Raw genomic sequence first — 15,254 nt, forward strand, 5'->3', positions numbered from 1 at the left:
TGCCATCTGATCGCTTTCTGGAGACTCCCATGTGGATGCGTCTGGCAGCTTTGGCTGCCATTGCGTTCGTGCCGTGCGTGTACGCACAGGGCACGACACCTGCTGCACCGTTGACCCTCGACGACGCCATCGCGCGCGTCGCCCAGTACCACCCCGACCTGCGCCTGGCGCAGGCCCAGCGTCCGGTGTGGGAAGCCCGCCGTGACGCGGCCGGCCTGTCGCCCCCGTTGACCGTGGGCGTGGAGCTGGAGAACGCACTCGGCAGCGGGGACGCCCGTGGCTTCGATGCCGCCGAAGTCACCGTCACCCTGGCCGGCGTGCTGGAACGCGGCGGCAAGCTGGATGCCCGCCGTGCCGTGGCCCAAGCGAACCTGGACAGCCTGGCCCCGCAGCGCGAAACCGCGCGGCTGGATCTGATGGCCGAGGTGGCCCGCCGCTACCTGGCGGTGGCCGACGCGCGCCAGCAGCTGCGCATCGCCGAGACCGATATCGAGCAGCGCAGGCGCGCGGTCGCCGCCGCGCGGCTGCGGCTGCAGGCCGGCGCCTCGCCGGAATCGGTGCTGATGACGGCGCAGGCGATGCTGGCCCAGGCCGAACTGGACCGCGATCGCGCCCTGCAGATGGATCAGTCCGCGCGTGCGGCGCTGTCGGCGTTGTGGCGCCAGCGCGAGCCCGGTTTCGACGTGGTCACCGGCGATCCGATGCAGCTGCCCGCGCTGCAGGACTTCGCCGTGCTCGCCGACGAGCTGCAGCGCACCCCGGAACTGGCGGTGCTGGCCGGTGAGCGCCGCATCCGCGAAGCGCAGGTGCAGCTGGCCCGCACCCAGGCGCGGCCGGATGTCAGCTGGCAGGTGGGGGTGCGCAACAGCCGCGACACCCGCGATACCTCCCTGGTGGCCGGTTTCAGCCTGCCGCTGGGCAGTGTGCGCCGTGCCGACCCGGAGATCCGCGCGGCCGAGGCCGAACTGGCGCTCAACAGCGTGGAGCGCGATGCGCGCGCGCTGCAGCTGTACGCCACGCTCGCCGAAGCGCATGGCCGCTACCTGACCGCGCGGCTGGAAGTCACCCGCATGGGGCGCGACGTACTGCCGCAGCTCAAGCGCGCCGAGAATGCCGCCGAGAAGGCCTGGCGCGGCGGCGCGATCAGCTACATGGAATGGGCCCAGCTGCAGGCGATGCGGATCGAAGCACGCCAGCGCCAGCTTGAAGCGGCCATCGCCGCACAGACCGCCCTGATCGAACTCCAGCGACTGACCGGCCAGAGCCTGGTCGCCGCCACCGACACCGTGTCCACGGAGGACCGCCGATGACCGCTTCCCTGATCCGTACCATGCTGGCCGCCAGCCTGTTGATCGCGCTGATGGCGCTCACCGGCTGCGGCAGCCGTGACCCCGCTGCGGCGCCGGCCAAAGCGGCCGCGGCGGATGCCGACCATGCAGAGGCCGGGCATGACGATGACCATGACGATCACGATGCACCGGAACGCACCACCATCGCCGCGGCCATGGCCGAACAGGCCGGCATCCGCGTGGCGCCGGTGGTGGCCGGCACCATCGCCGACGAGCACGACGTGCAGGGCCTGCTGACCCCGGTCGATGGCCGCGTCGCGCAGGTGATGGCGCGCTTTCCCGGTCCGATCCGTTCGCTGCGCGCCAATGTCGGCGACCGCGTGCGGGCGGGACAGGTGCTGGCCAGCATCGAGAGCAACCTCAGCCTGACCACCTACACCGTGACCGCACCGATCGGTGGCGTGGTGCTCGCGCGCCAGGCGCAGGTCGGTGGGGTGGCCGGCGAGGGCACGCCCTTGTTCGAGATCGGCGATCTGTCCACGTTGTGGGTGGACCTGCATATCTTCGGCAACGACACCCAGCACATCACCGCCGGCGTGCCGGTCACCGTCTCGCGCATGACCGACGGGGTCAGCCAGGCCACCACGCTCGAACGCGTGCTGCCCGGTACCGCCACCGCCAGCCAGAGCACGGTCGCGCGTGCCACGCTGCGCAACGATGACGGCCAATGGCGTCCCGGTGCGGCGGTCAAGGCCCGCATCGTGGTCGCGACCACGCCGGCGGCGCAGGTGGTGCCGCTGAGCGCGCTGCAGACGATGGACGGCAAGGAGGTGGTGTTCGTGCGCGAAGGCGAGACCTACACCGCGCGTGCGGTCACGCTGGGTGCGCGCGATGCCGGCAAGGTGGAAGTGCTCGATGGCCTGACCCTCGGCGAAGAGGTGGTGGTCGAGCAGAGCTACGTGGTCAAGGCCGACATCGGCAAGGCAGGGGCATCGCATGAACATTGACGTGCTGCCGTGCCCCACGGACGGAGGGCGCCGTCATGCTTGAGCGCATCCTCCGCGCCGCCATCGCCCATCGCTGGCTGATGATGGCCCTGACCCTGGTGCTGATCGTGATTGGCAGCTGGAGTTTCACCAAGCTGCCGATCGACGCCACCCCGGACATCACCAACGTCCAGGTGCAGATCAACACCGCCGCGCCCGGCTATTCGCCGCTGGAAACCGAACAGCGCATCACCTATCCGGTGGAAACGGTGATGGCCGGCCTGCCGGCGATGGAACAGGCCCGCTCGCTCTCACGCTACGGGCTTTCGCAGGTGACCGTGGTGTTCAAGGACGGCACCGACATCTACTTCGCCCGGCAGCAGGTCGCCGAGCGCCTGCAGCAGGTCAAATCGCAGATCCCCGAAGGACTGGATCCGCAGCTGGGACCGATCTCCACCGGCCTCGGCGAGATCTTCATGTACACCATCGACGCCGATCCCACCGCGCGCAAGGCCGATGGCACGGCGTACACCGCTACCGACCTGCGCACGCTGCAGGACTGGGTGATCCGGCCACAGCTGCGCAACGTGCCCGGCGTGACCGAGGTCAACACCATCGGTGGCTTCCAGCGCCAGGTACACATCACCCCGGATCCGGCCCGCCTGCGCGCGCTGGGCTTCACGTTGGAAGATGTCGCGCAGGCGGTGGAGGCCAACAACCAGAACGTCGGCGCCGGCTACATCGAACGCAACGGCCAGCAGTTCCTGGTCCGCATCCCCGGCCAGGTCGCCAACCTGGAGGAAATCGGCAACATCGTGCTGGCCCGCCGCGAAGGCGTGCCGATCCACGTGCACGACGTCGCCCAGGTGCAGGACGGACCGGAGCTGCGCAGTGGTGCGGCCACCCAGAACGGCCATGAAGTGGTGATGGGCACGGTGGTGATGCTGATCGGGGCCAACAGCCGCGATGTGGCCCAGGCCGCGGCGGCGCGTCTGCAGCAGGCACAGGCCAGTCTGCCCGAGGGCGTCACCGTCACCGCCAGCTACGACCGCACCGCGCTGGTCGACCGCACCATCGCAACAGTCGCCAAGAACCTGATCGAAGGCGCCCTGCTGGTGATCGTGGTGCTGTTCCTGTTGCTCGGCAACTTCCGCGCGGCATTGATCACCGCGGCGGTGATTCCGCTGGCGATGCTGTTCACGCTGACCGGCATGGCCCGTGGCGGCGTGTCGGCCAACCTGATGAGCCTGGGCGCGCTGGACTTCGGCCTGATTGTCGACGGGGCGGTGATCATCATCGAGAACTGCCTGCGCCGCTTCGGCGAACGCCAGCATGCGCTCGGCCGCGACATGACCCGCGATGAACGCTTCGCCGAAACCGCCAGCGCCACCGCCGAGGTGATCCGCCCGAGCCTGTTTGGGCTGGGCATCATCACCGCGGTGTACCTGCCGATCTTCGCGCTCACCGGCGTGGAAGGAAAAATGTTCCACCCGATGGCGATCACCGTGGTGCTGGCCCTGACCGGTGCCATGGTGCTGGCACTGACCTTCGTGCCCGCGGCGATCGCGCTGTTCCTCGGTGGCCGTGTGCAGGAGAAGGAAAACCGCCTGATGGCCTGGGTGCGTCGGCGCTACGAGCCGATGCTGGCTTTTTCGCTGCGTCGCGGCCGCTGGATGGTCGGTGGTGCGCTGGTGCTGGTGGTCGGCTGCGGCCTGCTGGCCACGCGGCTGGGCAGCGAGTTCGTGCCGAACCTGGACGAAGGCGATGTCGCCATGCACGCCATGCGCATCCCCGGGACCAGCCTGACCCAGTCCATCGAGATGCAGAAGCAGATCGAGAACCGGCTGGTGCAGTTCGCCGAGGTGGACAAGGTGTTCTCCAAGATCGGCACGCCGGAAGTCGCGTCCGATCCGATGCCGCCGTCGGTCGCCGATACCTTCATCATGATGAAACCGCGCAAGGCCTGGCCGGATCCTCGCAAGTCGCGCGCGGCACTGCTGGCCGAGCTGGAGGAAGCGGTCGAGCAGCTGCCCGGCAACAACTACGAGTTCACCCAGCCGATCCAGATGCGCACCAACGAGCTGATCTCCGGTGTGCGCGCCGACGTGGCCGTGATGCTGTTCGGCGACGATCTGGACACGCTGCTGTCGGTCGGCAAGCGCATCGCGGCGGCGGTCGGCACGGTGCCGGGCGCGGCCGACGTGCGGGTGGAGGAGACCAGCGGCCTGCCGCTGCTGACCGTCACCCCCAACCGCACCGCGTTGGCCGGGTATGGCTTGAATCCGGGCCAGGTGCAGTCGACCGTGGCCACCGCGGTCGGCGGGCAGGTGGCAGGGCAGTTGTTCGAAGGCGACCGCCGCTTCGACATCGTGGTGCGCCTGCCCGAAGCGCTACGCCAGGACCCGGCCGCCCTGGCGGACCTGCCGGTGTCGCTGGAGACGGCGCTGGCCGATGACGCCGACGAGTCCAGCCGCACCGGTAGCTGGACCAGCGGCAGTGCACGCACGGTGCCGCTGCGTGAGCTGGCAACGCTGAGCAACAGCGAAGGGCCGAACCAGATCAACCGCGAGAATGGCAAGCGCCGGATCGTGGTCACCGCCAACGTGCGCGACCGCGACCTCGGCGGGTTTGTCGGCGAGCTGCAGCAGGCGATCGGGCGTGATGTGCAGGTGCCCAACGGCTACTGGATCGAGTACGGCGGCAGCTTCGAGCAGCTGATCTCGGCCAGCCAGCGGTTGTCGATCGTGGTGCCGGTGACGCTGGCGATCATCTTCGCGCTGCTGTTCTGGGCCTTCGGCTCGGTCAAGGATGCAGCCATCGTGTTCAGTGGCGTGCCGCTGGCGCTCACCGGCGGTGTGCTCGCGCTGGCGCTGCGCGGGATTCCGTTGTCGATCTCGGCCGGCGTGGGCTTCATCGCGCTGTCCGGTGTGGCGGTGCTCAACGGCCTGGTGATGATCAGCTTCGTGCGCAGCCTGCGCGAGCATGGGATGCCGTTGCCGCAGGCGGTGCACGAGGGTGCCCTGGGCCGTCTGCGCCCGGTGCTGATGACCGCGCTGGTGGCCTCGCTCGGCTTCGTGCCGATGGCGTTCAACGTGGGTGCCGGCTCGGAGGTGCAGCGTCCGCTGGCAACCGTGGTGATCGGCGGCATCGTCTCGTCCACGCTGCTGACGTTGTTGGTGTTGCCGGTGCTGTATCGGTGGCTGCATCGCAAGGACGACGCTGCACCGGCCGCTGGATAGCACCGGCTCATCGGGTAGCCCCGACCGTGGGTCGGGTAAACCCACAGGCGGCACGGCAACCTCCGTGCCCGCCATGGCCGCGGTCATCGCGGTGACAGATGCGCCTCGATCGCCGCGACGCCAACGGCCACGCCATCTTCGACCGTCATCGCCCGGCCAAGCGCGACGGCACGCGAACGCGTGTCCGCCCGTTCGGCAAACGCAATGGCACTGCTCAGCCGGGCGGCGTCCAACCGCTTTGGCGACAACGCCGCCGGTGCCACGCCCAACCGATGCAGCCGATCCGCCCAGAAAAACTGGTCGGCGGCGAACGGCATCACCAGCGAGGGCACACCGGCCCGGCACGCCGAATGCGTGGTGCCGCTGCCACCGTGATGGATGATCAGCGCGCAACGCGGGAACAAGGCCTCATGCGGGTTCGGCCCGATCACGAACACATGGGGTGGCAAGGGAGCGCTGGGCAGACCGGCCCAGCCCGGGAACAGCAGCACCCGCCGCGGCGCCAGGGCTGCCAGCAGTGCGGGCAGCACCTGGTCGCGATCAAAGCCGGTCATGCTGCCGAAGCCGAGGTAGACCGGGGCGGGGCCGGCGTCCAGGAACGCCTGCAGGTCCGGCGGCGGCTGCCAACCGCGTTCTGGCGCGCGCCATTGGCCGCAGATCTGGTGGTTGTCGGGCCAGTCCGGGGGCGGTGGCAGCAGGCTGGGCGAGATGCCATACAGCATCGGCAGGTCCCGCCAGGGGGAGGCGCGGTCCGGCATGCCCAGCACCCGCCGCGCGGCGTTGATCGGGCGGCGGAAGGTGCGCCACACCGCTTGATTGATGAGGCTGTAGCTGAGCCGGTTGAGCGGGCCCGGCAGGCGCAGCCGTGGCAGGAACGGGGAGGGGAAGCTGGCGGTCGGGGTCAGTGGGATCATCCCGGTGCCGATCACCGGCAGCCCGCGGTGCTCGGCCACGGTCAGTCCCACGAAAGCGGCCAGCCCGCCGGTCAGCACCGCATCGCACCCGGCCGCCGCCGCATCGGCCTGGCGCATCCACCCGGGCACGTGCTGTTGCGCCATCCGCGCCAGCCCCCGCGAAGCGGCAAGCCTCGCATTTCCGCGCGAGACCAATGCCACCACCTCGTCATGGATGTCGCCTTCGAGCGCGGCATGTGGGACGCCCAGTTCGCGCGCGCTGCCCAAGGTGCCGCGCTCGGCCAGCAGCAGCACCTCATGGCCGGCCGCCATCAGTCCATGGCAGAGCATCGCCAGCGGGCGGGTGTCGCCTTCGGTGCCGTAGGTCAGGGCGAGCAGCTTCATGGCAGGCGCTTCGGGAACATGGCACGGCAGGTCATTGCGAGAATCTTCATGCGGGGCGGTCCTTCTCAGGTGGCCAGCCTAGCGCAGGCGCCAGTGACGGCCGCATCGTCCACGCACGCATCGCATTGGAACGGCACCGCATCTCTGCTACTTTCCGCCTCGGAACGGCCGCGCTCGCGGTATCGCAGGAAGCAGGGAATGGCTCGCAATCTATTGTTCGGCACGGAGGCCGCTACCGCCGGCCTGTCTGTCGCCACGCGCTCTCAGGCACGCACCACCCCGCTGAGTGCGGCCTCGCTCGACAGCCGCCTCCGGCAGAAGCGCTCGCCCGCGTATGTGCAGGCCATGACCCGTGTCGATGTTGGCGGTCACCTGCATGATCGCCAAGCGCTGGCTGCGCTGAAGCAGCTGATCGACGCCGAACTCGGTGAGATCGCCCTGGAGGATCGCCTGCTCGGCATCGTCAGCCGCTGCATGCTCGGTCACCCGTATGAGGTCCATACGCTGGACCTGACCGGGCAGATCATCGAACACTTCAAGATCGGCCACACGCTGCCGCTAACGCTCGAACGGGCACGCACGCTGGCCGTGCATCCGTCCTACGCCTTCATCGAGGTGTACGCGAACCGGATGGTCACCGTCAGCGACTCCGGCCAGACCGCCGTCATCGAAGGAACGACATGAGCACACAACGCATCATCCACATGGCCGACCTGTCCGCCATCAACAGCAGCCTGCGCTCGCTGGGGCGGGACCTGGACGCATTGCACACCCAGGCCCATGCGATCCAGAGCGATGTAGGTGCCACCCGCAGCGAACTGGCGCGCCTGGAAAAAGCGTTCATGGATTTCGTGGCAGCGGATCTGAAAGCCAAGGAACTGTCGCTGGCCGAAACCCGGCAGGTGAAGATCCGCCAGGAGCTGGAGAACCGGTTCGGCCACTACGCCGATGTCCGCCGCCAGACCACCGGCATTCTGCAGGCGGCCGACATCAGTCTGGTCCGGCAGGACACCATCCGTGCCGCCAGTGAGAATCTCATGCTGGCGGCGCCCGGCTACTGGTTGGCCCCGGCACTGGTGGCGCTGGCCGCGTGGCTCAACGATCAGCAGGATCTGGCGCAGCGTGCGCTGGCCGAGGCCATCCGTCGTGATGACGAGAAAACCAGCCTGCTGTTCTCTCTCGTCAGCCGCCGCGCGGGACGTCTGTCGGCCGCCCAGCAGTGGATGGACCGTTACCTGGGCATGCAGAACCCGGTGGAACTGGACCGCCAGACCGTGGTGTTGATCGATGCGATCGCCGGCGGTGTGTTCGGCGTGGATACTGCCCGCATCTGCGTGGCGCGCACCAATGAGTGGATCGAGGAACTGGCCCAGCGTGCCGGCTTCGTGGAGGCTCAGCGCAGCCAGTGGATCGATGCGCTGCGCTCCAAGACCCCCAATGGCGACGACAGCGCCCGCTATCCGCACCTGCAACGGTTCAGCCCGACCTGGCCGGCCTTGCAGGACTCGCTCAATGCCACCGCGACCCACGCGGCTGTCACCCGGCATTTCCAGAGTGTGTTCAGCGGCGATGTACGTGCAACGGCCGGTCTGGCCGCCGATGTCGACGCCCTGCTGACCAAGCTGGTTTCGCATTTCGACACAGAAGAACTGCCGCTGCGACGCGATGAAGCCCTGTGCAAGCTGATCATCGATGAGAACGGTGACCGCCCCGCGGCCGACCGTCGCTTCCAGCTGCAGGACCCGGCACTGGAACATCGCATCAGCTTCACCCAGCTGCTTACCAACGCCGCGATGCATCCGGAAACCTCGCAGGCTTCGCGTGCCACCCAGCGCTTTGCGACCGCCCAGTCGCGCAGCTGGATCCTGGAAGCGCATCACGATCTCACCGCCAGCATCCGCCAGTCGATCCCGACCGACGTGGAGGTCACGCTGGATGCATGGCAGGGCACCACGCGCGATGGCAGCAACCAGGCTGCACTGGAGACCTCGCTGAACGAACACGTCGACGCCGGGCTTGCCCAGGCGCTGGCCGGCGTGAAGCTGCGCTTCCAGCACTGGGCTGTCCTGGTGCTGGGCGTCCTGCTGCTGGTGATGACCCTCGGCAACATCATCGGCATGGTCATCGCCGCGCTGATGCTGCTGTGGGTCGGCATGGCCTACAAGAATCTGGACAAGACCCGCGAAACGGTCCGCGCCGACTTTACGCGCCAGCGTGAGCAGCTGCAGAACGCGCTCAAGGCCTGCATGGCCGAAGTCGTGGAAGTGCGGCGTGACCTCGCCGCACGCGATGCCCAGTCTGCCGAGTTGACCGCGCTGCTGGAGTCGATCACCCCCGAGCAGTTCACCCTTGGCGGTCATGACAATACCCGCCGCATCCTTGCTGCCACCGCCTGAGGCCCGACCATGACCCGTTCCCTGCTCGATGCTTCCGCCGTGCCGCCGCCGTTGCCGGCCCAGGACGCCCTCCCGCCGTCGCTGAACGATGTCGCGGCGGCTACCCCGGTTGTTTCCGCCGCGCCGCTGGTCAATATTGCCGCCCCGGATGCGCTTGCCGGCGCCCTGCCTGGCTGGGACCTGCTTCCGACAACCGGTTTCGTACGCCGCAAACGCGCCTCGCACGGATGACACTGCCGGTTCCGCGGACCTATGCCGAATGGAGCCAGGTCCTGGATGCCTTCAGTGAAGGGGGCCGCGAAGCCGAGGCGCTCGCGGCCATGGCGGCTGGGCGCCTGGACTGGACCCCCGGCGTGGCGCAGTTGTTCACCGACCGGGTGACCACGCTGCTCGACCTGCGGCTGAAGCAGTGCAGCGCTCGCCTGCAACGCGATCTGGGTGATCGCGCCGATGAAGTGACCCTGGTGCGTGCGCTGCTGGATGCGCGTCGGCACTTCAGCGTGCTGCATCAGCTGGCCTCGCTGGCAACGCTGCCTGAATCGCTGCGTGCGTTCCTGCGCGACGAACTGGTCCGCATCACGGCCAGGATGCAGGCCGACCTGGAAGCCAACGCACGCACGCTGCGCTGTGACCGCACCCTGCGTGCGGTGCGCTATAACAGCCTGTGCCACTACCGGCCGGCAGCACTGGATGCTGCCGCGCCGCCGCCACTCCCGTCTGCTTCACCTGCCGATGTCCCCGCCCTAGCGGGCCGTCGGCGAACCTTGATGATCTGAATCCATGAGCGATACCCGCGAGTTCCATGCCACGCTGACCCGCTACCTGAAAGCGCGCGTGCCCTTCATCTCCATCCGCAGCACCGAACGCGCGCGGGTGCTGGATATCCTGCGTGACGTGGCCGGTGCGTTGAGTGCGCCGTTCTATGTGCACACCCTCTCGCAGGGTACGCGCGAGCTGGCCACCGGGCGGATCGTCAACGAAGACCGCTCGGTCATCGGCGCGGTGGACTTCGCCAGCCAGCAGATGGCGCAGCGTCAGAACCTCAGTTTCGTGTTGACCGAAGTGTCCGACCTGGAGGACGACACGCCCTCGGCGCGGCAGTTGATCGATGTGGCGATGCTGGCGGCCGACCATGGCGGCTCGGTGGTCGTGGTGACCAGCAAGCCGGTGTTCGGCCAACTGCAGCGCCTGGGCATGTCGCTGGTGTTGTCGCCGCCCACCGAAGACGAGATGGCGGCGATCATCCATGAGCAGATCGATCCGTACCGCAGCCAGTTCCAGATCGAGTGGGACGACGCCGACATCCGCCAGGCGGCGGCCATCCTGGCCGGCATCTCGCGGCTGGAGGCGGAGAACATCATCGCCACGCTGCTGGTCAACGGGCGTATCGACAAGAATGATCTGGTCGAGCTGATGCATGCCAAGGACCGGATCTTCGCCGACATTTCCGGTATCGAGCGGGTGCCCGTGCGTGGCGGCGACCTGAGTGTCGGTGGCCTGGGCGGCCTCAAGAGCTGGCTGGCACGCGAGCGGCCGCTGCTGACCGCCGACCTGCGCGAGCGTGGCATCCGGCCGCCGCGGGGCGTGCTGCTGGTCGGCGTACCGGGCTGCGGCAAATCGCTGTCGGCCAAGGCCATTGCCCAGGACTGGCAGTTGCCGCTGTACCGCCTGGACCTGTCCACCATCCACGGCCAGTACCTGGGCCAGAGCGAAGGCCGCCTCAAGGAAGCGCTTGCCACGGCGGATCACGTGGCGCCCTGCGTGCTGTGGATCGACGAGATCGAAAAGGGCCTGGCCGGCGCCACCGGGGGCGGCGACGGCGGCACCTCGACCCGACTGGTCGGCCAGTTCCTGTACTGGCTGCAGGAAGCCCGTACCCGCGTGTTCGTGGTGGCGACCGCCAACGATGTGTCCAAGCTGCCGCCGGAGCTGCTGCGCCGCGGCCGGTTTGACGAGCTGTTTTTCGTCGACCTGCCAACCGCGCCGGAACGCCGCGACATCATCGGCATCTACGCCCGCCGCGGCCTGCAGCAGCGTGAGCTGGCGCCGGCGCTGCTCGACGAGCTGGTCGATCTGTCCGAGGGCTTTGCCGGGTCGGACCTGGAATCGGCGGTGCGTGAAGTGGTGAAAGAGGCGTACCTGAAGGGCGATGCCGTAGTCACCGATGAGCTGTTCCGGCGGAGTTTCCAGAACGTGGTGCCGTTGTCGCGGACCGCACCGGAGCAGATCGAGAACATCCGCGCCTGGGGCAGGGAGCGGGCAGTGCCGGCCTCGGGTGAGCCGATCGCGGCCAGCACCCCAGCCGCCGGGCGGCCGCGCCGCGCCGTCCTGGCATGAACGACCCGGCCGGCAGGCCCCTGCCGGCCTCGGTTGCGCCAGCAGGGCCAAGCGGGCATAATGCGCGGCTCGCCGTGTCCAAAAACCTTTGGATCGGTGGCCGGGAACACGTCATCCGGTCCGCCCTCGACAGCGTAACCCTTTGATTCTCATGACGTGTGGCGGGAAACCGTCGAGGCCGCCGTCGCCCGGGCTATGGGCTGACAACTACTTTTATCGAGGTGCGCAATGTCCCGCGTATGCCAAGTTTCCGGCAAGCGAGTGCAGACGGGTAACAACGTCTCGCACGCCAACAACAAGACCCGTCGTCGTTTCCTGCCCAACCTGCACGAGCGCCGCTTCTGGGTTGCCAGCGAAAACCGCTGGGTCAAGCTTCGTGTTTCCGCGCATGCCCTGCGCACCATCGACAAGAACGGTATCGACTCCGTTCTGGCTGAGCTGCGTTCGCGCGGCGAAAAGGTCTGAGGAGTAAACGATCATGGCAGGCAAGCGCGATAAGATCCGTCTGATTTCGACGGCCAACACTGGCCACTTCTACACGACGGACAAGAACAAGAAGAACACCCCCGGGAAGATGGAATTCCTGAAGTACGATCCGGTCGTGCGCAAGCACGTCCTGTACAAGGAAGGCAAGATCAAGTAATCCGCAAGGATCCTTGAGCTTCCCGACGAAAAACCCGCCCTCGTGGCGGGTTTTTCCGTTTCCGGCATCGCGCGGTGCCGGGCCGCAGCGGCTGCACCAGTCACCCCGGCGGCACAGCGGCCCATGGCAGAATGCGGTTCCCCTCCCGACGGGCGACGCGATGCTGTTCGAGTGGCTGCTGGGTTCGTGGTTGTTGATGCTGGATTGGCTGATCCGGCTGGCCGCGCTGTTGTGGATTCCCAGCCGCACGACGCCTGGTGCCGCGCGCAGCTGGTTGCTGCTGGTCGGCTTCGTGCCGCTGCTCGGGCTGCCGCTGTACCTGCTGTTCGGCCACCCCTGGCTGTCGCGCCAGCGCGTGCAGCGCCAGGCCGAGGCCTCCCAGGTGATCCGCGAAGAGCAGGCCCTGCAGCCGCCGCTGCGCTGGACGCCCCCGCCGGAGACGGCCACCGCCGAGATCGTGCCGCTGATCGAGCGCCAGGGCGATTTCATGCCCATCCACGGCAACGCGGTGGATCTGCTCAATGACTACGACGCCTCGCTGCAGGCCCTGATCGAAGACATCGACCAGGCCCGTGAGCGCGTGCACCTGCTGTACTACCTGATGTTCGACGATGCCGTCGGCGAGGCCATCGTCGAAGCGCTGCAGCGGGCTGCGGCGCGCGGCGTGCACTGCCGCGTGCTGCTGGATGCAGTCGGGGCCAAGCGCGGGCTGCGCCACTACCGTCACCGTCTCCAAGCCCTCGGCGTAGATGTGCGCGCGATGCTGCCCGGTGGGCTGCGGTGGCGCCGAAGTGGCCGCATGGACCTGCGCAACCACCGCAAGATCGCGGTGATCGACAACCGCGTCGGCTACATCGGCTCACAGAACCTGGCGCGCGCGCAGTTTGTTGCGGGGTTCCCGAACAAGGAGCTGGTCGCGCGCGTGCGCGGCCCGGTGGTGGCGCACCTGGAAGCCGTGTTCGCCAGCGACTGGTACATGGAAACCGGGCAGCGCCTGGATGTGCTCACCGCGGTGCCGGTGTGCTCAGCCGATGTGCCGACCCAACTGCTGCCCAGTGGCCCGGCCTACCCCTTCAGCAATGCGCGCGATGCGGTGAACGCGCTGATCCATCTGGCGCGCCGGCGCATCGTGCTGGTCACGCCGTATTTCGTGCCGGATGAGGCGACCTTGAGTGCGCTGCGCATCGCGGCGCTGTCCGGCGTGCAGGTGCAGCTGATCCTCTCGGCCAGCACCAACCAGCGGCTGACCTCGTGGGCGCAGGAGGCCTACTACGATGAGCTGCTGCGCAGCGGTGTGCGCATCGCACTGTACGAACCGCATTTCCTGCATGCCAAGCACCTGACTGTCGATGAAGACATTGCCCTGGTCGGCTCGATCAACCTGGATATCCGCTCGTTCGCGCTCAATGCCGAGATCGGCATGCTCTGCTATGACCCGGGCATGGTGCGGCAGCTGGCGCAGATCGAAGCCGACTATCTCGAACAGTCCCGTCAGCTCGATCTGGCGACGTGGCGCCAACGGCCGGCGTGGAAGCGCAGCCGCGAAGGCATCGCACGGCTGGCCGATGCGTTGATGTAGCCCGCTGTGACGCGCGTGGACGGCCGGTCCACGCGCATCGCCTACAATCGATATATGACTGCGTCCGATACCCACCGCCAGTGTGATCTGGCCATCGTCGGCGGCGGCGCTGCCGGCGTCCTCGTCGCGCTGCAGGCCCTGCGCCATGCTGCGCGACCGTCACGCATCGTGCTGTTCGAGCCGGCTTCGGCGCTGGCCGAAGGCATCGCCTACGCCACGCCTTGGCCTGAGCACCTGCTCAACGTGCCGGCCGGCAAGATGAGCGGGCTGCCCGATCAGCCTGCGGATTTCCTGGATTACCTGATCGACAGCCAGGCGATTGCCGATGTGCCGCGCGCGCTGCTGGCGGACCAGTTCGTGCCGCGCCGCCATTTCGCCGCCTACCTGCGTGAGCGCCTGGAACAGGCGTGCGAGCGCAGCGAAGCGGCGCTGGAGGTGGTCGAGCAGCCGGTGTTCGCACTGGAGCCGACCGGACACGGCGTGGAGCTGCGGCTCGACGATGACGTGACGTGGCGCGCGCAGCGCGTGGTGCTGGCCTGTGGCAACAGCATGCGTCCACTGCCGGTACCCGGTGCCGACGCACTGCCGCCCGCACAGGCGGTGGAGGCGTGGGACTACGACGGCGTGCGCGTGCTGGCCGGCGATGACGATCTGGCCATCATCGGCTCGGGCCTGAGCATGGCCGACAGTGTGGTCGCCCTGGCCGCCGCCGGTCACCGCGGGCGCATCTACGTGCTGTCGCGCCACGCGTTGCTGCCCTTGCCACAGGCGCATGGCGATGCGGTCACCTTCGATCCGCAGCCGCTGCTGGCGATGTCGCTGCGCCAGCGCGTGCGGGAACTGCGCGCGCAGGCGCATGCCGCCGTGGCGCAAGGCCTCCCATGGCAGAGCGTGATGGACCGGATCCGGCCGATGGGCCAGGCGTTGTGGCTGAGCCTGGGCGAGGCCGATCAGCGGCGCTTCCTGCGCCACGTGGTGCGGTACTGGGACGTGCACCGCCACCGCATCGCCGAATCGGTGCATGCCCAGGTGAGCGAACTGGAGCGCAGTGGCCAGCTGCAGCGCCATCGGGCCCGGCTGGATACGCTGCTGATGCAGGAAAGCGGGTTGCAGCTGCACGGCCGCAGCCCGGACGGTGGCCTGCCGCCCCTGACCGTGGGCGCGGTGATCAACGCCACCGGGGTGGAGACCCGCGCGCTGTCGATGCGCAATCCGCTGATCCAGCAGCTGCTGGCGGACGGACATGCCCGCCCGGGCCCGCATGGCCTTGGGCTGGAGACCACGGTGGAGGACGGTGCCCTGATCGATGGCCATGGCCAGCCGCAGCCGGCGATCCGGGTGGTCGGCAGCCTGCGCATCGGCACCCTGTGGGAGAGCCTGGCGATCCCGGAGCTGCGCGTGCAGGCCGAACAGGCGGCGCGCGGCTGAACCCGTTCGGTCCGGGCGCCGCGTAACGACCCGGAGCGACCCGCCCGAGGGTAAAATGG

The 15,254-nt window shown here is 68.3% G+C and carries 13 protein-coding genes; 12 read left to right on the forward strand and 1 reads right to left on the reverse strand.

All coding sequences use genetic code 11. From position 1 onward, the window contains the following. Positions 1 to 29 precede the first annotated feature (29 nt). The 3 genes from EDF74_RS08810 to EDF74_RS08820 are packed head-to-tail and all read left to right on the forward strand — an operon-like array spanning position 30 to position 5,514. Positions 30 to 1,310 carry a TolC family protein gene (locus tag EDF74_RS08810; RefSeq protein ID WP_123729801.1) on the forward strand — a complete coding sequence of 427 codons (1,281 nt, stop codon included), beginning with the start codon at positions 30 to 32 and terminating at the stop codon, positions 1,308 to 1,310. Next, positions 1,307 to 2,296 carry an efflux RND transporter periplasmic adaptor subunit gene (locus tag EDF74_RS08815; RefSeq protein ID WP_123729802.1) on the forward strand — a complete coding sequence of 330 codons (990 nt, stop codon included), beginning with the start codon at positions 1,307 to 1,309 and terminating at the stop codon, positions 2,294 to 2,296. Before EDF74_RS08810 ends, EDF74_RS08815 begins: the two co-directional genes overlap by 4 nt. A gap of 35 nt (positions 2,297 to 2,331) precedes the next feature. Beyond that, entirely contained in the window at positions 2,332 to 5,514 is a 3,183-nt protein-coding gene (locus EDF74_RS08820) for an efflux RND transporter permease subunit (protein ID WP_123729803.1), read from the forward strand. An 83-nt stretch (positions 5,515 to 5,597) separates the two neighbouring features. On the opposite strand, the gene EDF74_RS08825 is transcribed toward EDF74_RS08820, so the two are convergent. Continuing rightward, positions 5,598 to 6,812: a glycosyltransferase gene (locus tag EDF74_RS08825; protein ID WP_123729804.1), complete on the reverse strand. Its 1,215-nt coding sequence runs from the start codon at positions 6,810 to 6,812 to the stop codon at positions 5,598 to 5,600. A gap of 198 nt (positions 6,813 to 7,010) precedes the next feature. Here EDF74_RS08825 and EDF74_RS08830 point away from each other — a divergent pair, with 198 nt between their 5' ends. The 9 genes from EDF74_RS08830 (at position 7,011) to EDF74_RS08870 (ending at position 15,195) form a co-directional block, all read left to right on the forward strand. Further along, a complete protein-coding gene (locus tag EDF74_RS08830; RefSeq protein WP_123729805.1) occupies positions 7,011 to 7,496 on the forward strand; it encodes a hypothetical protein in 486 nt (161 codons plus the stop codon). Beyond that, a complete protein-coding gene (locus EDF74_RS08835; RefSeq protein ID WP_123729806.1) occupies positions 7,493 to 9,208 on the forward strand; it encodes a hypothetical protein in 1,716 nt (571 codons plus the stop codon). Before EDF74_RS08830 ends, EDF74_RS08835 begins: the two co-directional genes overlap by 4 nt. 9 nt (positions 9,209 to 9,217) lie before the next feature. After that, positions 9,218 to 9,439 (forward strand): hypothetical protein, encoded by a 222-nt coding sequence (locus EDF74_RS08840; protein WP_123729807.1) that lies wholly within the window; start codon positions 9,218 to 9,220, stop codon positions 9,437 to 9,439. After that, a complete protein-coding gene (locus EDF74_RS08845) occupies positions 9,436 to 9,984 on the forward strand; it encodes a hypothetical protein (RefSeq protein ID WP_123729808.1) in 549 nt (182 codons plus the stop codon). The genes EDF74_RS08840 and EDF74_RS08845 overlap by 4 nt, the downstream gene beginning before the upstream one ends. 4 nt (positions 9,985 to 9,988) lie before the next feature. Next, on the forward strand, positions 9,989 to 11,545 hold the full coding sequence (locus EDF74_RS08850) for an AAA family ATPase (RefSeq protein WP_123729809.1): 1,557 nt from the start codon (positions 9,989 to 9,991) through the stop codon (positions 11,543 to 11,545). Between the two features lie 228 nt (positions 11,546 to 11,773). Next, positions 11,774 to 12,010: a 50S ribosomal protein L28 gene (gene rpmB / locus EDF74_RS08855; protein ID WP_019185625.1), complete on the forward strand. Its 237-nt coding sequence runs from the start codon at positions 11,774 to 11,776 to the stop codon at positions 12,008 to 12,010. Positions 12,011 to 12,020: 10 nt separating this feature from the next. Further along, positions 12,021 to 12,188: a 50S ribosomal protein L33 gene (gene rpmG, locus EDF74_RS08860; protein WP_172407465.1), complete on the forward strand. Its 168-nt coding sequence runs from the start codon at positions 12,021 to 12,023 to the stop codon at positions 12,186 to 12,188. A 160-nt stretch (positions 12,189 to 12,348) separates the two neighbouring features. After that, positions 12,349 to 13,767 carry a cardiolipin synthase gene (cls, locus tag EDF74_RS08865; RefSeq protein WP_123729810.1) on the forward strand — a complete coding sequence of 473 codons (1,419 nt, stop codon included), beginning with the start codon at positions 12,349 to 12,351 and terminating at the stop codon, positions 13,765 to 13,767. 36 nt (positions 13,768 to 13,803) lie between these two features. After that, positions 13,804 to 15,195: an FAD/NAD(P)-binding protein gene (locus EDF74_RS08870; RefSeq protein WP_184997278.1), complete on the forward strand. Its 1,392-nt coding sequence runs from the start codon at positions 13,804 to 13,806 to the stop codon at positions 15,193 to 15,195. Positions 15,196 to 15,254: the final 59 nt, after the last annotated feature.

Origin of the sequence: Stenotrophomonas rhizophila, assembly GCF_003751305.1 — a bacterium.
Lineage (GTDB): Bacteria > Pseudomonadota > Gammaproteobacteria > Xanthomonadales > Xanthomonadaceae > Stenotrophomonas > Stenotrophomonas rhizophila_B.

Excerpts from the sequence above, each read along its gene's own strand:
- EDF74_RS08810 (WP_123729801.1), top strand. The coding sequence starts at position 30 with ATGTGGATGCGTCTGGCAGCTTTGGCTGCCATTGCGTTCGTGCCGTGC.
- EDF74_RS08815 (WP_123729802.1), top strand. The coding sequence starts at position 1,307 with ATGACCGCTTCCCTGATCCGTACCATGCTGGCCGCCAGCCTGTTGATC.
- EDF74_RS08820 (WP_123729803.1), top strand. The coding sequence starts at position 2,332 with ATGCTTGAGCGCATCCTCCGCGCCGCCATCGCCCATCGCTGGCTGATG.
- EDF74_RS08825 (WP_123729804.1), bottom strand. The coding sequence starts at position 6,812 with ATGAAGCTGCTCGCCCTGACCTACGGCACCGAAGGCGACACCCGCCCG.
- EDF74_RS08830 (WP_123729805.1), top strand. The coding sequence starts at position 7,011 with ATGGCTCGCAATCTATTGTTCGGCACGGAGGCCGCTACCGCCGGCCTG.
- EDF74_RS08835 (WP_123729806.1), top strand. The coding sequence starts at position 7,493 with ATGAGCACACAACGCATCATCCACATGGCCGACCTGTCCGCCATCAAC.
- EDF74_RS08840 (WP_123729807.1), top strand. The coding sequence starts at position 9,218 with ATGACCCGTTCCCTGCTCGATGCTTCCGCCGTGCCGCCGCCGTTGCCG.
- EDF74_RS08845 (WP_123729808.1), top strand. The coding sequence starts at position 9,436 with ATGACACTGCCGGTTCCGCGGACCTATGCCGAATGGAGCCAGGTCCTG.
- EDF74_RS08850 (WP_123729809.1), top strand. The coding sequence starts at position 9,989 with ATGAGCGATACCCGCGAGTTCCATGCCACGCTGACCCGCTACCTGAAA.
- rpmB (WP_019185625.1), top strand. The coding sequence starts at position 11,774 with ATGTCCCGCGTATGCCAAGTTTCCGGCAAGCGAGTGCAGACGGGTAAC.
- cls (WP_123729810.1), top strand. The coding sequence starts at position 12,349 with ATGCTGTTCGAGTGGCTGCTGGGTTCGTGGTTGTTGATGCTGGATTGG.